The sequence below is a fragment of the Xenorhabdus santafensis genome, assembly GCF_033949405.1.
GTDB lineage: Bacteria > Pseudomonadota > Gammaproteobacteria > Enterobacterales > Enterobacteriaceae > Xenorhabdus > Xenorhabdus santafensis.
Map to the genome: position 1 here is coordinate 123,462 of NZ_VCDN01000021.1, position 16,676 is coordinate 140,137.

General features: G+C 43.5%; 14 protein-coding genes and 1 riboswitch. Of the genes, 10 read left to right on the forward strand and 4 right to left on the reverse strand.

Annotated elements, in window-relative coordinates; all coding sequences use genetic code 11:
* Positions 1-31: 31 nt before the first annotated feature.
* From FE392_RS07090 to thiB, 4 genes are all read right to left on the reverse strand, one after another.
* Positions 32-1,063 (reverse strand): M4 family metallopeptidase, encoded by a 1,032-nt coding sequence (locus FE392_RS07090; protein WP_319929525.1) that lies wholly within the window; start codon positions 1,061-1,063, stop codon positions 32-34.
* Positions 1,064-1,386: 323 nt separating this feature from the next.
* Entirely contained in the window at positions 1,387-2,088 is a 702-nt protein-coding gene (thiQ, locus tag FE392_RS07095) for a thiamine ABC transporter ATP-binding protein ThiQ (RefSeq protein WP_319929526.1), read from the reverse strand.
* A complete protein-coding gene (thiP, locus tag FE392_RS07100; protein ID WP_319929527.1) occupies positions 2,081-3,685 on the reverse strand; it encodes a thiamine/thiamine pyrophosphate ABC transporter permease ThiP in 1,605 nt (534 codons plus the stop codon). The genes thiQ and thiP overlap by 8 nt, the downstream gene beginning before the upstream one ends.
* Positions 3,661-4,674: a thiamine ABC transporter substrate binding subunit gene (gene thiB / locus FE392_RS07105; RefSeq protein WP_319929528.1), complete on the reverse strand. Its 1,014-nt coding sequence runs from the start codon at positions 4,672-4,674 to the stop codon at positions 3,661-3,663. Before thiB ends, thiP begins: the two co-directional genes overlap by 25 nt.
* Positions 4,675-4,764: 90 nt before the next feature.
* Positions 4,765-4,869: riboswitch (TPP riboswitch) on the reverse strand.
* Positions 4,870-4,985: 116 nt separating this feature from the next.
* On the opposite strand from thiB, the gene rppH reads away from it, so the two are divergent.
* From rppH to FE392_RS07155, 10 genes are all read left to right on the forward strand, one after another.
* Positions 4,986-5,519, forward strand: a complete 534-nt coding sequence (gene rppH / locus FE392_RS07110) for an RNA pyrophosphohydrolase (protein ID WP_319929529.1) — start codon at positions 4,986-4,988, stop codon at positions 5,517-5,519.
* A gap of 9 nt (positions 5,520-5,528) precedes the next feature.
* A complete protein-coding gene (ptsP, locus tag FE392_RS07115; RefSeq protein WP_319929530.1) occupies positions 5,529-7,775 on the forward strand; it encodes a phosphoenolpyruvate--protein phosphotransferase in 2,247 nt (748 codons plus the stop codon).
* Positions 7,776-7,979: 204 nt separating this feature from the next.
* The gene (gene lgt, locus FE392_RS07120) at positions 7,980-8,870 is read left to right on the forward strand and encodes a prolipoprotein diacylglyceryl transferase (RefSeq protein ID WP_319929531.1); all 891 of its coding nucleotides are present in this window, start codon (positions 7,980-7,982) and stop codon (positions 8,868-8,870) included.
* Positions 8,867-9,661: a thymidylate synthase gene (gene thyA / locus FE392_RS07125; protein WP_319929532.1), complete on the forward strand. Its 795-nt coding sequence runs from the start codon at positions 8,867-8,869 to the stop codon at positions 9,659-9,661. The genes lgt and thyA overlap by 4 nt, the downstream gene beginning before the upstream one ends.
* Positions 9,662-10,019: 358 nt before the next feature.
* Positions 10,020-10,535, forward strand: coding sequence for a prepilin peptidase-dependent protein (locus FE392_RS07130; protein WP_319929533.1), 516 nt, complete (start codon positions 10,020-10,022; stop codon positions 10,533-10,535).
* Positions 10,532-11,143: a prepilin peptidase-dependent protein gene (locus FE392_RS07135; protein ID WP_319929534.1), complete on the forward strand. Its 612-nt coding sequence runs from the start codon at positions 10,532-10,534 to the stop codon at positions 11,141-11,143. Before FE392_RS07130 ends, FE392_RS07135 begins: the two co-directional genes overlap by 4 nt.
* Positions 11,140-11,658, forward strand: coding sequence for a YgdB family protein (locus FE392_RS07140; RefSeq protein WP_319929536.1), 519 nt, complete (start codon positions 11,140-11,142; stop codon positions 11,656-11,658). The genes FE392_RS07135 and FE392_RS07140 overlap by 4 nt, the downstream gene beginning before the upstream one ends.
* Positions 11,659-11,737: 79 nt before the next feature.
* Positions 11,738-12,121 carry a prepilin-type N-terminal cleavage/methylation domain-containing protein gene (locus FE392_RS07145; RefSeq protein WP_319929537.1) on the forward strand — a complete coding sequence of 128 codons (384 nt, stop codon included), beginning with the start codon at positions 11,738-11,740 and terminating at the stop codon, positions 12,119-12,121.
* Complete coding sequence (gene recC / locus FE392_RS07150) at positions 12,114-15,521, forward strand: exodeoxyribonuclease V subunit gamma (RefSeq protein WP_319929538.1); 3,408 nt, start codon at positions 12,114-12,116, stop codon at positions 15,519-15,521. Before FE392_RS07145 ends, recC begins: the two co-directional genes overlap by 8 nt.
* A gap of 19 nt (positions 15,522-15,540) precedes the next feature.
* The coding region (locus tag FE392_RS07155) for an insulinase family protein (protein ID WP_319929539.1) at positions 15,541-16,676 on the forward strand (1,136 nt) is incomplete at its 3' end.

Here is a 16,676-nt window from a genome sequence, read left to right on the forward strand (position 1 = left end):
TTAATGCTGTTATTTTTGGAGGGATAGAACTTTATAATGAAACATGGATCCCAACTTGACTCCAAGAATCAGCGACAATATTAGCGAAACGCTGTCCAAATTTATCTCTTGTTCTACTAACAGTTATATATGCAAAGTCCTTAAATGTGGTAGAAGATGTTAAATTCGAACCCACTAATGCATTATACCAAATTTTTCCGGCGATATTCCATGAATAACCCCCTAACGCTGTTGCCAGCAAATAAAATGCTTTATTTGGGATACCTGAATTTATATGGACTCCTCCGTTGTCAAAAACCTCAGGCAAGACTCTATAATCATCCATATGCGCGACTTGAAGGTCACATATATTCGCTTGTCCGGGGGTCTTTAGTGAACGCATACCAAGGTAGGAATAATTGGGGGGATTTAAACTCGTGGCAAGCAATTCGCGGCCTAGCAACCACCTAGACTCATCGGATTTTTCTTCATTTATGTATTGCCTGACCATAATCGCGAACACATCTGCAATAGATTCACACAGTGCACCTGTTTCGAAGGCATAGTTAAGTTTAGATTCATATTGAATCATGCCATGGGCGAATGCATGAGCAGATACATCTATACAACTGGTGAAGCTATAGAAATCTTGCCGATCACTAGAAGCATCACCTTCGCCATAAAAAATTTGTTTTTTATCAATAGACCAAAAAGCAGTCTCATATTCTATATCAAAATGTACATTAGCAACGATTTTAAAGCCTCTGTTGTCAATCGAATTACGACCGAATACTTTTTTATAAAAATTATCTATGTTCCCAAGATGTTCATAAACTTCATTGGCTGATTGATCTTTACTTGGATACTGACCTTCTTTTAGAATTAATTCAGTTCCTTGGTAAGGTTTATTTTTACAATCGTAAATAGATCTATTTAATTTATCATCACGATCTGAATCTAAGTTTTTTTCCGATAAACTATAATCTAAGTTTTTTTCCGATAAACCAAATTCAAAGCTATCCGTTGGATTTGGATCATAAGGAATATAATTGTATCTTCTAATACTTAATTTATCTTCTCTCATAACTCCTCTCTCATTTTTGTTTTTCCATCATCACTATATTAACATTTAGTCTATGAAATATAGAAAGTCCAATAATTGAGGTTGTTTTTTTGTATTTTATATAAGTTAATATTGAAATGTATTTAATGAAATATTATTGGTGTTTTTATTTATTTAATATTTATCAGTAGATTGTTTTTCAGTTTTTTATTGATGTTATATTTACAAAAATATAATCGTGATATTTTGCATATATCCATCTTTCAAGTTGCAGCTTTGTTGGCTGCATCTTGAAATTCTAATTTTGATACCCTGTGGGAGGGGAAACTATAGGGTTTTCCGGCTTAGCTGTTGGTGATACCTAAAATGACTGCTTCATTTGCTTCTCCACTCACCAATTTCTCTGTCATTCCGTCATAGTGGATTTTTCCATCCACAATCAGCAACGAACGCGGTGCAATTTTCGCGGCATCATCAAGATTATGGGAAACCATCAATAACGTAATTTGTCGCTCATTGCATATTTGATCCAGCAGCTCCAACATCTCATTACGCAAAGCGGGATCAAGCGCCGAAAAGGGTTCATCCAACAATAAAATTGGCTGATGTCGAATTAAACAGCGGGCGAGTGCTGCACGTTGGCGTTGCCCGCCAGAAAGCTGGGCGGGCAGGCGAGGCAAGCATTCCTCCAATGATACCTGAATGGCAATTTGCTGGAGGGTTTGTTTTTGCCCAGCATTCAGCCGCAACCCGGGATGCAGTCCTAATCCCATATTTTGCTCAATGGTTAAATGGGAGAAAAGATTATTTTCCTGAAACAACATCGAAACAGGCCGTTTGGAAGGCGGGGTTTTTGTATGGTTTTTTCCATCAAGCCAGATATCACCTTGCTCCGGAAACTGAAATCCCGCAATTAAACTCAGTAATGTGCTTTTACCCGCCCCGCTAGGGCCGAGGATCGCGATTCGCTCTCCGGCTTTAACCGCCACATCAAACTGCATGGCAAGGTGCTCATAATGGTATGAGACATTTTCAAGTTTAATCATGGTGTCGGCCCGGTAAACGTTCAATGAGGGTAAACAGAATAAAACACAGGAGAAGCAGCAGAAATGCGGTTACTGCACCATCCTGACTACGATATGCCCCAATTTGTTGATAAAGGTAATAAGGTAAAGTGCGGAAATCTTCGTTGCCAAATAAAGCGACTACACCAAAATCCCCAATTGATAACACACTGGCGAAAGCCAGCGCCTGAGCCAATGGAATTTTCAGCGCCTTAAGTTCTATCCAGCGTAGGCGATGAATTCCCTGAATATTGAGAGAGTGGCAGAGCGGGTTGTAACGTTCTGCCAGATCACGCATGGGGTTTTCCAATACTTTGAGGGCGTAGGGGATCGCCATCAACGCATTGGTCAGAATAATCAACCCATAGGGGGACTGAGGAATACCGACGGTTGTATTCAACAAAAGGAAAAAACCGGTGGCAAGGACAATTCCTGGCATAGCCAGGATCAGCAATCCGCTGATTTCCATCGTTTGTGCCCAACGGAGAGCATGACGCAGGCGCAATTCCCGGCTGCTCCACAGCAGCATCATGGTCAGGATGACGCACACTAACCCCGCACCAAGCGCAATAATGATGGACGTTGTCAGAGCCTGCCATAAAGCCGGCTGGCGCAAAACCATGAAAAGACCGCTATTCAATCCATCGGAAATAACGGCAAATAGGGGAGGGAGTAAAAGCAATAGAGCCAGGCAAATCAGTAGACCATCAGAAAGTTTTTGTAGCCATGAATCTTGTGGATTGCGCCATTGTTGTTGGTGACCATAACCCACAGACAGCGCGCCTTTAATTTTTTGGCTAAGAAGAACCAAGCCGAGGCAACAAAAGAGCTGTATCAGGGCAAGCAGGGCTGCATGACCAAGATCGTAGTCGTAACTGAGAGCCTGATAAATGGCCAGTTCGATGGTAGTTGCTGCCGGGCCGCCACCTAACGTAAGAACGGTGGCAAAACTGGCAAAGCACAACATAAAAATCAGGGCGCCCGTTGGCAGAATTTGGCGGCGCAGATAAGGCCATTCTACAAAACGAAAATGCTGCCATTCGCTCATGCCAAGCTGAGCCGCGAGCTGGCGTTGTTCAATGGCAATACTTTCCAGTGCTTGCAGCAACAGGCGCGTTGCCATCGGCATATTGAAGAATATGTGAGCCAGTAGAATCCCTTGTAAACCGTAAGGCGTAAAACGATATTCAAGACCCAGCCAGCCCGAAACTGTTGCCAGCCAGCCTGTTTGACCATAAACGGTAAGAATGCCAAACAGTGCAACTAAAACGGGAAGGATTAGCGTCATGGCGCATAGGCGCAGAAACAGCATTTTCCCCGGAAAATTGCGGCGGTAGAGCGCCCTTGCAAGGAAAATGGCAGGGAACACTGATAATACAGCAGATAAGAATGCTTGCCAGAAAGTGAAGCGAATCACATGCCAGAGGTAGCTATCGTGCAAAAACTCCAGCAAATCGCTGTCCGGCGCATTGAGCCACAGAGCGCCAAATGCTGACAAGGCAACGGTAGTCAGCAGGCCGGAGGCTATAACCCCCGGCAATAGCCAACCTGTAATTAACGGCTTACTGAACTTTGCCATGTACGGATCCATTTTGTACGATTTTTTGCCACTTCATCCGCATTGAATAGCAGTGATTTTTCAGGAACAGGAAGTTGTTTGAAAACATCAGGCAAAGGAATATCAATCACGGGATACATCCATTGAGTGGTCGGAATAACTTGCTGAAATGCCGGTGAAATCATGAATTTCATGAACTTCTGTGCCAATTCAGGGTGTTTGCTTGAAGCTAATTGTGCTGCTACTTCTATTTGTAAATAGTGGCCTTCATTAAATATGGCTGCCGCATAATTATCTTTTTTCTCTGACATGATGTGATAGCCCGGAGATGTGGTATAGCTCAGCACCATATCACCTTCACCTTTCAGGAACAGACCATAGGATTCACTCCAGCCTTTGCTGACGGTCAGTGTCTTTTTGGCAACTTTTTGCCATTCTTTTGAAACTTTTTCTCCGTAAAGTTTTTGCATCCACAGTAGCAGCCCCAAGCCCGGGGTACTGGTGCGAGGGTCTTGGTAAATAATCTTCAAATTCTGGTGCCCATTGACGAGTTCATCCATACTTTTGGGCGGATGAGGTAAAGTATTCTTGTTGTAAATAAAGGCAAAATAACCGTAATCGTAGGGGATAAATGTGGTGTTTTTCCATGCGATAGGTAATTTCAGTTTTGACGTATCAACATGGCTTGGCGTGAATAATCCGGTTTGCTGAGCGGCCTGAAGCAGGTTGTTATCCAGCCCCAGTATGATATCTGCCGGCGTTTTCTTGCCTTCCATTCGCAAGCGGTTCAGCAGGGATACCCCATCTTCCAGAGCAACAAGTTTCAGCTCACAATGACATTCTGCTTCGAATGCCTTTTTGATGGCAGGCCCTGGCCCCCATTCAGAGGCAAACGAATCATAAGTATAAACTGTCAGTGTGGGCTTTACTTGGGCTTCCTGGGCAAAAACACTGGCAGAGATAGATAGTGTACTGATGGCAATTAAGCGGGAAAATAATTTCTTAAACACTTTGCTCTCCTGTCGTTACTAACATTCGTTATTAGTCGATTGGCAAAGGATTTGAGAAGGTGCTAAATGAAATATATTTAATTAATTATCAATTATTAGCGTCCCAAATCCCTACACCGGTACTAGCCGGTTCAGGTTCGACGGGTTTATTCTCAGCTGCATGATTTTACTATAGCCGCACCCCGTTGAGATGGGGGTATTGTAGAGACTTAGGTTACGCCTGCAAAGTCTAATCATAGAGGTTTACCGCTTGAGATGAGTGTGAAACAATTAGCTATCTTTTCAAATTTGTTTTATCGAGAGGTAGTCTGGTGATCGATGATGATGGCTACCGCCCGAATGTAGGAATTGTAATTTGTAATCGCCAAGGGCAAGTTTTATGGGCTCGCCGTTATGGGCAGCATTCCTGGCAGTTTCCTCAGGGGGGTATCAATCCAGGGGAATCACCAGAACAAGCGATGTATCGCGAGTTATTCGAAGAAGTTGGTTTAAGTCGCAAAGATGTTCGGGTTCTTGCCTCAACCCGGAATTGGTTGCGTTACAAATTACCCAAGCGTTTGGTGCGTTGGGATACAAAGCCTGTTTGTATTGGGCAAAAGCAACGTTGGTTTTTATTACAGTTGCAGTGTAATGAAGCAGATATTAATGTGCAGCGCAGCAATACACCTGAGTTCGATGGCTGGCGTTGGGTTAGCTATTGGTATCCTGTCCGGCAGGTGGTTTCTTTTAAACGGGATGTGTATCGCCGTGTGATGAAAGAATTCTCTTCCATTGTAATGCCAATGCAGGAGCCCGCTTCACAACAATATTATCCACCCTATTTACATCGTCGTAGAAGAAGTTAGGTAACAGTTATGCTCATGCGCTTACGGGAAATTGTTGAAAAGGTTGCGATGACAGCCAATTTATCTGAAGCGCTTGAGCTGCTGGTCAATGAAACCTGCCAGGCCATGCACACTGATGTTTGTTCTATTTATCTGGCAGATCATCAGCGACAGTGTTATTACCTGATGGCAACCAAGGGGTTAAGGAAACCCAAAGAGCGGGTAATTAGCTTGGCCTTTGATGAAGGCGTAGTGGGTGAAGTCGGGCGCCTGTCTGAATTAATCAACCTCGCCGATATTCGTGACCATCCCAGTTTCAAATATATTCCTCAAGTACGGGAAGAGAGCCTGCGGGCTTTTTTAGGTGTCCCGATTATTTATCGCCGGCAGTTGCAAGGCATATTAGTTGTCCAGCAACATGAACGCCGCCTTTTCGATGAAAGTGAAGAATCTTTCATGGTAACGCTGGCGATGCAGCTTGCCGTAATTCTTGCTCAAGCACAGGCGAAGGGGCTATTTGGTCAATATCGCCAAACTCGCATTAAAGCTCTCGCTATTTCTAACGGCATTGTTATGGCGCAGGGATGGCAAGATCGCTCACAACCTTTACTGGATCAAGTTTTTGAGGCGTCAACGCTGGATTACCAAGCTGAGCGCTTAAGGCTGACCCGCGCTCTGGAAGAATCGACGGCGGAATGCAGGCGTATCAGCAAGCGCTTTACCACCAGCTCACAAAAAGAAAGCGCCGCTATTTTCGATCTCTATTCTCATTTATTAAACGATCCCCAGCTCAAGCAAGATCTGTTTTGTTCCGTTGATAATGGTTTTGTGGCTGAGTGGGCTGTCAAAACCGTGATTGAAAAATACGCGGAGCAATTTGCCAGCCTGCAAGATCCTTACATGCGGGAAAGGGCGTCTGATTTGCGTGCGCTTGGGCAGCGGGTGCTGTTCCATTTGGATGATTCGTTTAATCATGCGGCTCAATGGCCTGAGCGTTTTATTCTGGTTGCTGATGAACTCAGTGCTAATTTGTTGGCTGAGATGCCGCAAGAGCAGCTAGTCGGTGTTATTGTGCGGGATGGGGCAACTCACTCCCACTCTGCCATACTGGTTCGTGCCATGGGGATTCCCGCTATTATGGGGGCTGACATCCAACCTGAGCTACTGCACAGCCGGACTATTATTCTTGATGGTTATCGCGGAGAAATTTTTATCGAGCCAGAGCCGTTGATTGCCCATGAATATCAGCAGATCATTGAAGAAGAGCTGGTTCTCAGCAAATTGGCGGAAGGGGAACAACAGCAACCGGCACAGCTCAAAAGCGGGGAGCGAGTACTGGTGCAGCTAAACGCAGGTTTGAGCTTAAAACATGAGCAGCAAATAGTGGATAGCATCGACGGCGTCGGGCTCTACCGTACTGAGATCCCTTTTATGTTGCATAGCGGCTTTCCCTCAGAAGATGAGCAAAAGAACCGTTATCAGGAAATATTGACACTGTTTCCTGATAAACCCGTTGTGCTGCGTACATTGGATATCGGTGCAGATAAACAACTCCCTTACATGCCTATCAATGAAGACAACCCTTGCTTGGGCTGGCGGGGGATCCGCATCACACTGGATCAACCGGAAATCTTTTTGATTCAGCTCAGGGCGATGTTGAAAGCAAATGTACATATTGGCAATCTGAAAATACTTTTGCCTATGGTGTCATGCATTGAGGAGATTGATGAGGCCCGCAAGCTGGTAGAAAGAGCAAAATTTGAAGTTGAACAATCTGTTGGCTGTACTGTCGCCATGCCGCAAATTGGTGTCATGCTTGAAGTCCCCTCAACTATTTTTTTATTGCCGCAACTAAAGAAACGGATTGATTTTGTTTCCATTGGATCGAATGATTTAACCCAATATTTATTGGCGGTAGATCGCAATAATACCCATGTAGCCCAGTTATATGACAATTTGCATCCTGCGGTGATTCGCGCCTTAAAACTGGCGGTTGATGAGTGCCAGCGCCTTGATCTTCCGGTGAGTGTATGTGGCGAAATGGCTGGCCTACCGATGGGGGCATTAATATTGCTTGGTCTGGGTTACCGGAGTCTGAGCATGAGCGGCCGGAGCATTCCGCGTATCAAGTATTTACTGCGTCATTTGGAAGCCAGCGAGCTTGAGCATCTTATCAGTGTAGTATTGCAAGCTGAAACCAGTCAGGAAGTTAAGAGCATGGTAGCCGAATTTATGGAAGCCAAAGGTGTGGGAGGGCTTATCCGGGGTGGTATTTAGCCTATCTTCGGGTAGACGCCTTTCCGCGCAAACGTAATCAATTCCGTGAAAGTTGCTGTAAATTCTCTCCTTGGGCAGGTGGGGATATAAGTGACCTATGCTATTATTTGCAATTATTTGCCTTGAGTTATTCGAGCAATATAATTCATTTGCGAAAGAAAATTCACTATATCATTCACACAACATTATTATTAGTGGGGAACGATGAGCACAAGCTATCTTGCATTTCCTAATATTGACCCTGTCATATTTTCAATTGGGCCCGTATCTCTCCACTGGTACGGTCTTATGTATCTTGTGGGTTTTGTTTTTGCCCTGTGGCTGGCAAATCGCCGCGCAGCAAAGCCAAACAGTGGCTGGAACAAGAACGAAGTCGAAAACTTGCTGTATGCAGGGTTTGTCGGGGTATTTATCGGTGGACGGCTCGGTTACGTCCTGTTCTATAACCTTCCAATGTTCCTTCATGATCCTCTTTACCTATTCAAAGTTTGGGATGGAGGCATGTCTTTCCACGGTGGCTTGGTAGGGGTGATATGTGCTATGTGGTGGTTTTCACGCCGCACTAAGCGCCACTTCTTGCAGGTCGCAGATTTCGTTGCTCCACTGGTTCCCTTTGGTTTGGGAATGGGGCGCATCGGTAATTTCATCAATGGTGAATTGTGGGGAAGGGTTACTCTTGATACGCCTTGGGCAATGCTGTTTCCTGGCTCCCGTAGTGAAGACATTGCACAAGCTACACTTAATCCCTCTTTATGGCCGGTTCTGGAAAAATATGGCGTTCTGCCTCGCCACCCGTCACAGCTATATGAAATGGTACTTGAAGGCATCGTCCTGTTTATCATCCTCAATTTATTTATCCGCAAACCACGTCCGATGGGGAGCGTTTCGGGCTTGTTCCTGATTGGTTACGGTGCATTCCGCATCATAGTCGAATTTTTCCGCCAGCCTGATGCACAACTCGGGTTGTTTGAAGGAATTAGTATGGGGCAGATCCTTTCCGTCCCGATGATTTTAATGGGTATTTTAATGATGGTATGGGCATATAAATGTCCCCGCAATAAAACTCCTGATAATAAGATACAAGAGGCAAAATGAAACAGTATCTGGATTTAATGAAAAAAGTGCTTGAAGAAGGCACAGCAAAAGGTGATCGTACAGGTACGGGAACGCTTTCTATCTTTGGTCATCAGATGCGTTTCAATTTGCAAGAAGGTTTTCCATTAGTCACAACCAAGCGTTGCCATATTCGTTCCATAATTCATGAACTCCTGTGGTTTCTGAATGGAGATACCAATACCAAATATTTGCATGAAAATGGCGTAAGCATTTGGGATGAATGGGCTGATGAAAATGGGGATTTGGGGCCTGTTTACGGTAAACAATGGCGTGCTTGGGGCGCAGCAGATGGCCGCCAAATCGATCAATTAACTCAGGTTATTGAACAATTGAAAAGCGACCCTAATTCACGCCGAATCATCGTTTCTGCATGGAATGTCGGAGAGTTGGATAAAATGGCATTGGCGCCATGTCATGCTTTCTTCCAATTCTACGTCGCAGACGGAAAGCTATCCTGCCAGCTTTACCAACGTTCCTGTGATGTATTCTTAGGGCTGCCGTTCAATATTGCGAGTTATGCTCTATTAGTACATATGATGGCTCAACAGTGCTCTCTGGAAGTTGGTGATTTTGTCTGGACTGGCGGTGATACCCACCTTTACAGCAATCACCTGGAACAAACCAACCTCCAGTTAAGCCGCGCGCCGCGCGCATTGCCTAAATTGGTAATTAAGCGTAAACCAGAATCACTGTTTGATTACCGATTCGAAGACTTTGAAATTATGGATTACGACCCATACCCAGGCATCAAAGCCCCGGTTGCGATTTAAGAATCAAATAACTGCCTCCCTTCAAGGTGCAGCCAACAACGCTGCACCTTGAAATTCATTGGGCATAGGTTCCAAAATCAATAGCAAATTGTTAAAGAGCGGGTTTTGCCTGCTCTTTTTACATTTATTCTCAGAGGGGCTCAACATTAAAAATGAGCCATCTGTGATTTTTGCGTTTCACTTCGCAAATAAAATGAAAAAACTGTTCTATGGTTATTTTTTCCTGAAAGCCCTTCAAGTAATTTAATAAAGCTCCTTTTCATTGTTCTGTGAATAAAAGATATTCCCTGTCAGAAGAAAAAGCATGCTTAAAATAGAGTGTGCACTGATGAGGAAAATATAATGACCAAGAAACACAATGACAAAAAGCATAATAAAAACGAACAATGAGCAATCAGGTTTTACATTATTGGAATTATTGATAGGAATGTTCATTCTTTCTATCAGTTTATCCTGGGGGTTATATTATTGGGGTAAATACCAGAATCGCCTGCGGATACAGTCAGCAGTAAATAATGTGTTGTCTTTTATGGAAAGGCAACAAGCTCTGGCAAATTACCTTAATCAGGAACGTACATTATGGCTGGTGTCGGGGGAATCATGGTGTTTAGTTTCTTCAGTCACCAAGGTTTCTGATTGTGAAGAAAATGATGGTGAACAGCTTAATTCTCCTTATGATGATGTGATTTTGCCATCATCTACGACAAATCGTATTGATTTTTATGGCATCAGAAATACAGCTATGCCTGCCAGTTTTATATTGGCTAACTCCGCCGATGAAATTAGCGTGGTAATTTCAGGTCGAGGCAGGATTAGGACGTGCAGCAATACAATGAGTCAGCTTCCTAATTGTGAAGGAATAAAAAATCCATGAAGCCAGCGAGTTTCTGTTGCAAGAAAAAACAAGCCGGGTATTCGTTGTTGGAAATTATCATAGCAATGCTAATTAGTAGTGTTATTTTTATTGCCATGACAAAAACGTATCCAGTTTTATCAAATCAAGTTCTCGAACTGTATCGAAAATATCGGTTGAATTATTTAGTTAACAGAACTGTTCATTTAATGGAGAAAGATATTAGGCGTGCCGGCTATTGTCAGAATATAAAATTATGTGAGGGAGAATCGTTGGTAATTAAAAATAAAAATACAGAGCCGGCTAATTCCTGCATTATTGTGGCTTTTGATCTCAATCTTAATGATCGCTGGGAAAAGCCAGAACATACCGAATCTGAATTTTTTGGTTACCGCTTAAACAATCGTGCTCTTGAGTGGAAAAGAGGAGCGGCAAATTGCCAGGAAAGTGGTTGGGAGAGGTTATTCGATCCCAAAGAGGTTGTGGTTGATACTTTCCGGTTTGAAAAATCGCAGGCAAAAGGAGGCGGAGTCTTTATTACTTTATTTATTGCCACTCATTGGTTGAAGTCGCCATCCGTTCTACATCGTCAGCGAACAGTGATCAGGTTGCGTAATATCAGGGAATGAAAAATAGATGGCAAAAAGTGAGCACAGACAAAAATAACGGGAAACAGCTAGCAGGTAAGCAACAGGGAAATATTTTGTTGGTATCTATCATGATGTTGTTGGCATTGAGTTTAATGATGTTGAAAGCGCTCCATTATCAACAGGAAAATGCCATGCTTATGATGGTGGACGAACAAAATTATTTAAACGCCTTTTTACGAGCTGAATCATCATTAGCATGGGGAAAAGTGCAATTATGGCAAGTTGACCATCAAGAGACAGGAGATTGGCTCTGTTTACAACAACCTGAATTTCACTTGAAAAGTTGTCTTAAACGTTATTCGGACACTCTTTTTCTATTAAAAGGCATCGCTCAACTCACATCGCGAGAGAAGATTGAACTTTATCAATGGATGAAACAGGTAAAGCAGGCAAACCAAGTAAACCAAAATTCACTTATTTCTATTAAGCTAACCCCCGTTGAAAGTGGTTGGCTGGATTTTTGTCCTGTTTCTCAGGCTGGCTTTTGTTTGTGAATACATGTTTATAGCATTTGTTTATGAAAATGTGATTATTAATATGTGATTTCGAATATATGATTATAGATATTTGGTCATGAAAATATTTTGTCGGTCCAGGCAGCAAAGAGGGATGAGTTTGCCGGAAGTTATGGTGGCATCCGTTATTTTTGCGATTTCTTTATTGGGATTAATGCGTTACCACCAAGCCTTATCTGCAAACTTCCAGCAATATTGGGAGCAACTCAAGGCTGTGAGATATGCCTATAACCAATTGGAACAATATGAGCGTTTGGAAGGGCAGATTGAATCTAATGACGCAAAGGAAGAAATGGCGTTAAGGCAAAAGTGGAAAATCGAATTTCAACGGGAATTTCATTCTTTGGGATGCTATCGGGTAACCGTTAAATTGACAGTATCTTACAATAAACCAAGTAAATTAGAGCGCTGGTTTTGTGCAGATGGGAGCATTGATGTTTAGAGTTTATCATTCAAATCAACTCGATATCCTCAAGGAATTGATGGCGATATTGATAGGGGAAAACCCCCTTTCCAACCCATTTGACAAAGAGGTAATTCTGGTTCAAAGCCCGGGGATGTCACAGTGGTTGCAGATCCAAATGGCAGAAAAGCTGGGCATTGCCGCAAACATGGAATTTCCCCTTCCTGCGACTTTTATTTGGCAGATGTTCACGCAAATATTGCCCAATGTTCCCAAAGAAGGTGCTTTTAGCAAGGATGCAATGAAATGGAAGTTAATGACATTGTTGCCAACCTTGTTGGCAGAACCGGAATTTTTGTCACTTGGGCACTATCTCGATCAAGATATTGATAAACGTAAGATCCACCAATTGGCAGGCCGCATAGCTGATTTATTCGACCAATATTTGGTTTATCGCCCGCAGTGGTTAGAACATTGGGAAAATGGTCAATTCATTGATGGACTGAGCAATAATCAATTGTGGCAACAAAAGTTATGGTCTGAGCTGACGGAATATACCCGCCAGTTACAACAGCCTTTGTGGCACCGTGCTAACTTATATGAACGATTTATCGCCACACTGGAGGAAGGCAATTTTCCATTGGAAAAGTTACCTTCGCGCATTTTCATCTGTGGGATCTCTTCATTGCCACCCGCTTACCTGCAAGTATTTAAAGCGCTGGGGAAACATATTGATATTCATCTCATGTTTACTAACCCGTGCCAATATTATTGGGGGGATATCCAGAGTTATGCATTTCTCGCCAGACTAAATAGCCGTAAACCTAAACATTACAAAAATAGCCATTCAATGGAGCGATTCAAGGATCCGGAAAATGCATCATCGCTTTTTAATGAAGATGGCGAACAAAGTTTGAATAATCCATTGCTGGCATCGTGGGGGAAATTAGGCAGGGATAACCTTTATCTGCTGTCACAGCTGGAGCCAGATTCTGATATTCATGCTTTTGTTGAATTGGAGCCTGACTGCATTTTGCATCAAATCCAACAAGATATCCTTAATCTTGAAGATCATGCGCAAATTGGCTCTACGGAAGATACATTTAAAAACAGCCTGAAAAAACGTCCGCTTAACAGTGAAGATCGCTCGCTGACATTTCATTCATGCCATAGCCCGCAAAGGGAAATAGAAGTCTTGCAAGATCAAATTTTGCATTTATTGGATGATGATCCTTTGCTGACACCACGGGATATTATCGTGATGATGGCCGATATTGACAGCTATGCACCCTACATTCAGGCTGTTTTTGGTAATGCACCTGAAGAACGCTATATTCCCTTTGCAATTTCTGACCGAAAAGCGCGTCAGGCACACCCTGTTTTGCAAGCATTTATTACGTTACTGGATTTACCACAGAGCAGATTTACCGCTGAGCAAGTGCTGGCATTATTGGAAGTGCCTGCTCTGGCCAGCAAATTCTCAATTCAGGAAGAAGGGTTGCGTTTATTACGCCGTTGGGTGAAAGAGTCTGGTATTTGCTGGGGGTTGGATGACGATAATATTGAAGAGTTATCTTTACCTGCAACCGGGCAAAATACCTGGCGTTTTGGTTTAACACGGATGCTATTGGGTTATGCAATGGACAGCCAGGTTGGCCCGTGGAGTGACGTTTTGCCCTATGATGAGTCCAGCGGCCTTGCGGCCGAACTGGCGGGGCAATTGGCTGAGTTTTTAATGGAATTGAACCATTGGCGCAAAATTCTGGGTGAAGAACAGACGTTGTCGGATTGGCTGGCGGTATGCCCACAGATGCTGGAAACCTTTTTCGAATCAGACGATGAAATTGAGCTGGTATTGGCATTGATTACCCAACAATGGCAAAAGGTCATCGAACATGGATTGAATGCACATTATGAAGAAAGTATTCCCTTGGTTCTGCTGCGTGATGAATTGGCGCTCCGTTTTGATGACGAGAAGATTAGCCAGCGTTTTTTAGCGGGATCACTCAATTTCTGCACCCTGATGCCTATGCGTTCTATTCCCTTTAAGGTTGTTTGCTTGTTGGGAATGAATGATGGGATTTATCCGCGAACGATCCCGCCGCTTGGGTTTGATCTCATGGCAGAAAAAATGCAACGCGGAGATAGAAAACGACGTGATGATGACCGTTATCTATTTCTGGAGGCACTGGCTTCTGCTGAGCAATTTCTTTACATCAGTTACATCGGTAAATCGATCCGGGACGATACTGAATGCAATCCCTCCGTGTTGGTTAATGAGCTATTGGATTATGTTTGCCAGAGCTTTTGCCTGATCGGCGATGAAATGCAGAATGTGGATGAGAGTGCAAAAAACGTCAGGAACCATCTGTTGTTACAGCATACTCGTGTGCCTTTTGCGACAGAAAACTTTCTGCCTGACCATTATGCCCAAAGTTATGCCTCAGAATGGTTACCTGCGGCAACTCAGCAGGGAATTTCAGCAATGGATTTTGGTCAGCCAATTGCATTTGATCGCAGCGAAATAAAAGAAGTTTCGTTGGATGAATTGATCCGTTTTTATCGACATCCCGTCCGGGCTTTTTTCCAACAAAGGCTGAAAGTTCACTTTGTCATAGAAGAGATGGAATTGCCGGAAGAAGAGCCTTTTGTATTGGATAATTTGCAGCGCTACCAATTTAACCAATTACTACTGAATATTTTGATAGAGCAAGGGCCACCTGAATCTTTATTTCATCATCTCCGGGCTTCGGGAGGTTTGCCTTATGGTGCCTTTGGGGAGGTTTATTGGAAGACACAGCTGGAAAGCATGCAACCATTGGCAGATAAAGTGCGCGAGGAGCTAACGGAGTCTTTTTCCGTCGATTTATATCAGGAATTAAGCAATGTATTGCTGGTCGGAAAAATTAATCAGGTACAGCCTGATGGAATCTTACGTTGGCGGCCAGCAAATTTAACTGCCAGTGATGGTATCCAATTATGGATTGAGCACCTTGCTTACTGTCTTTCCGGTGGCACTAGCGAAAGCCGCATGTATGGCACAGGAGGAAAAGAGAAGAAAAAAGGCACAGAATGTCGTTTTTCTCCTCTCAATTCAAATGAAGCGAAAAAATACTTGAATCAGTTGATAGATGGTTATTTTCAAGGAATGTCTGAACCGCTTCCCCTGTTTTGCCGCAGTGGTTGGGCGTGGTTGGAAGGTTGTTTTAACAAGGAAAGTTTGGCAATAGATTTCAGTGAGGAAACTCAATGTAATGCTGAAAATAAGTTAATAGAGCAATGGCAGGGAACGCACGACAGAAAAGGGGAAAGCGCTGACCATTATATACAGCGAGCTTTCCGGCACGTTGATCAGTCTCTTTTGGAACGTATCAAGCAAGAAACACAGAGCTATTTGTTGCCGATGGCATGTTATTCAAATGGCGTATTGTTTAAATAAATTGGGAGAATATAAGGTGATGCCTAAATATATTATCCGTATCGCGATGGTGTTATGTGTGCTCCTTTTTGGCGCGACGGCCAATGCCCAATCCTCATTATGGCAACCCTTGCCGGATACAATTAATAAAAGCCCTCGTGATCCTCGCCAATATAAAGTGATTCAATTGCAAAATGACATGACGGTATTACTGGTTTCTGATAAAAAAGCCGCTAAATCATTGGCTGCCGTTGCGCTTCCGGTGGGCCACATGGAAAATCCGGATAACCAACTTGGTTTAGCGCATTATCTGGAACACATGGTATTGATGGGGTCTAAACGCTACCCTCAGGCAGGTGGTTTTGCCGAGTTTTTGCAAAAACATGGCGGGAGCCGTAATGCCAGCACCGGGTCTAGCAGTACGATATACTATTTGGACGTTGAAAATGGCTCCTTGAAAGAAGCGGTGGATCGTTTGGCTGATGCTCTTGCAGAGCCATTGCTGGACCCGAAGCATGCCGATCGTGAACGTCATGCCGTTGATAATGAAATGACGATAGCCCGTGCGAGCGATAGTTATCGCATTGGCCAGATTCGCGCGGAAACTATCAATCCAGCCCATCCCAATGCCCGTTTTGACGGTGGAAATCTGGAAACCCTGAAAGATAAACCCGGCAGTAAGTTACAGACCGCATTAGTCGATTTTTACCAGCGTTATTACTCTGCCAATTTAATGAAAGGTGTTGTGTACGGTAACCAATCAATCGATAAATTGGCACACATTGCGGCGGAAACGTTGGGGCGTATCCCCAATCGGCATGCTGCCGTACCCGCCATTACCGCTCCGGCGGTGACAGCGAAAGAGAAAGGCATCATTATCCATTATGTGCCTGCCCAGCCTCAGAAGTCATTGCGCCTTGTCTTTAATATCGCGGATAACAGTGCAGATTTTCGCAGTAAATCAGATGACTATATCAGTTATTTGATTAGTAACCGCAGCCAAAATACATTATCTGATTGGTTGCAGAAACAGGGGCTAATCGAGTCAATCAGTGCAAGTGCAAGTCCTAAGGAGGACAGAAACTCAGGGATATTTGAGATTGATGTTTCGTTGACGGATAAAGGGCTTAAACATCGTGATCAAGTGATTGCGGCCATTTTTTCTTATATAAACCT

Bases quoted from the DNA above. Each gene is read 5' to 3' on its own strand.
- FE392_RS07090 (WP_319929525.1), bottom strand. From the start codon at position 1,063: ATGAGAGAAGATAAATTAAGTATTAGAAGATACAATTATATTCCTTAT.
- thiQ (WP_319929526.1), bottom strand. From the start codon at position 2,088: ATGATTAAACTTGAAAATGTCTCATACCATTATGAGCACCTTGCCATG.
- thiP (WP_319929527.1), bottom strand. From the start codon at position 3,685: ATGGCAAAGTTCAGTAAGCCGTTAATTACAGGTTGGCTATTGCCGGGG.
- ptsP (WP_319929530.1), top strand. From the start codon at position 5,529: ATGCTCATGCGCTTACGGGAAATTGTTGAAAAGGTTGCGATGACAGCC.
- lgt (WP_319929531.1), top strand. From the start codon at position 7,980: ATGAGCACAAGCTATCTTGCATTTCCTAATATTGACCCTGTCATATTT.
- thyA (WP_319929532.1), top strand. From the start codon at position 8,867: ATGAAACAGTATCTGGATTTAATGAAAAAAGTGCTTGAAGAAGGCACA.
- FE392_RS07130 (WP_319929533.1), top strand. From the start codon at position 10,020: ATGACAAAAAGCATAATAAAAACGAACAATGAGCAATCAGGTTTTACA.
- FE392_RS07135 (WP_319929534.1), top strand. From the start codon at position 10,532: ATGAAGCCAGCGAGTTTCTGTTGCAAGAAAAAACAAGCCGGGTATTCG.
- FE392_RS07140 (WP_319929536.1), top strand. From the start codon at position 11,140: ATGAAAAATAGATGGCAAAAAGTGAGCACAGACAAAAATAACGGGAAA.
- FE392_RS07145 (WP_319929537.1), top strand. From the start codon at position 11,738: ATGAAAATATTTTGTCGGTCCAGGCAGCAAAGAGGGATGAGTTTGCCG.
- recC (WP_319929538.1), top strand. From the start codon at position 12,114: ATGTTTAGAGTTTATCATTCAAATCAACTCGATATCCTCAAGGAATTG.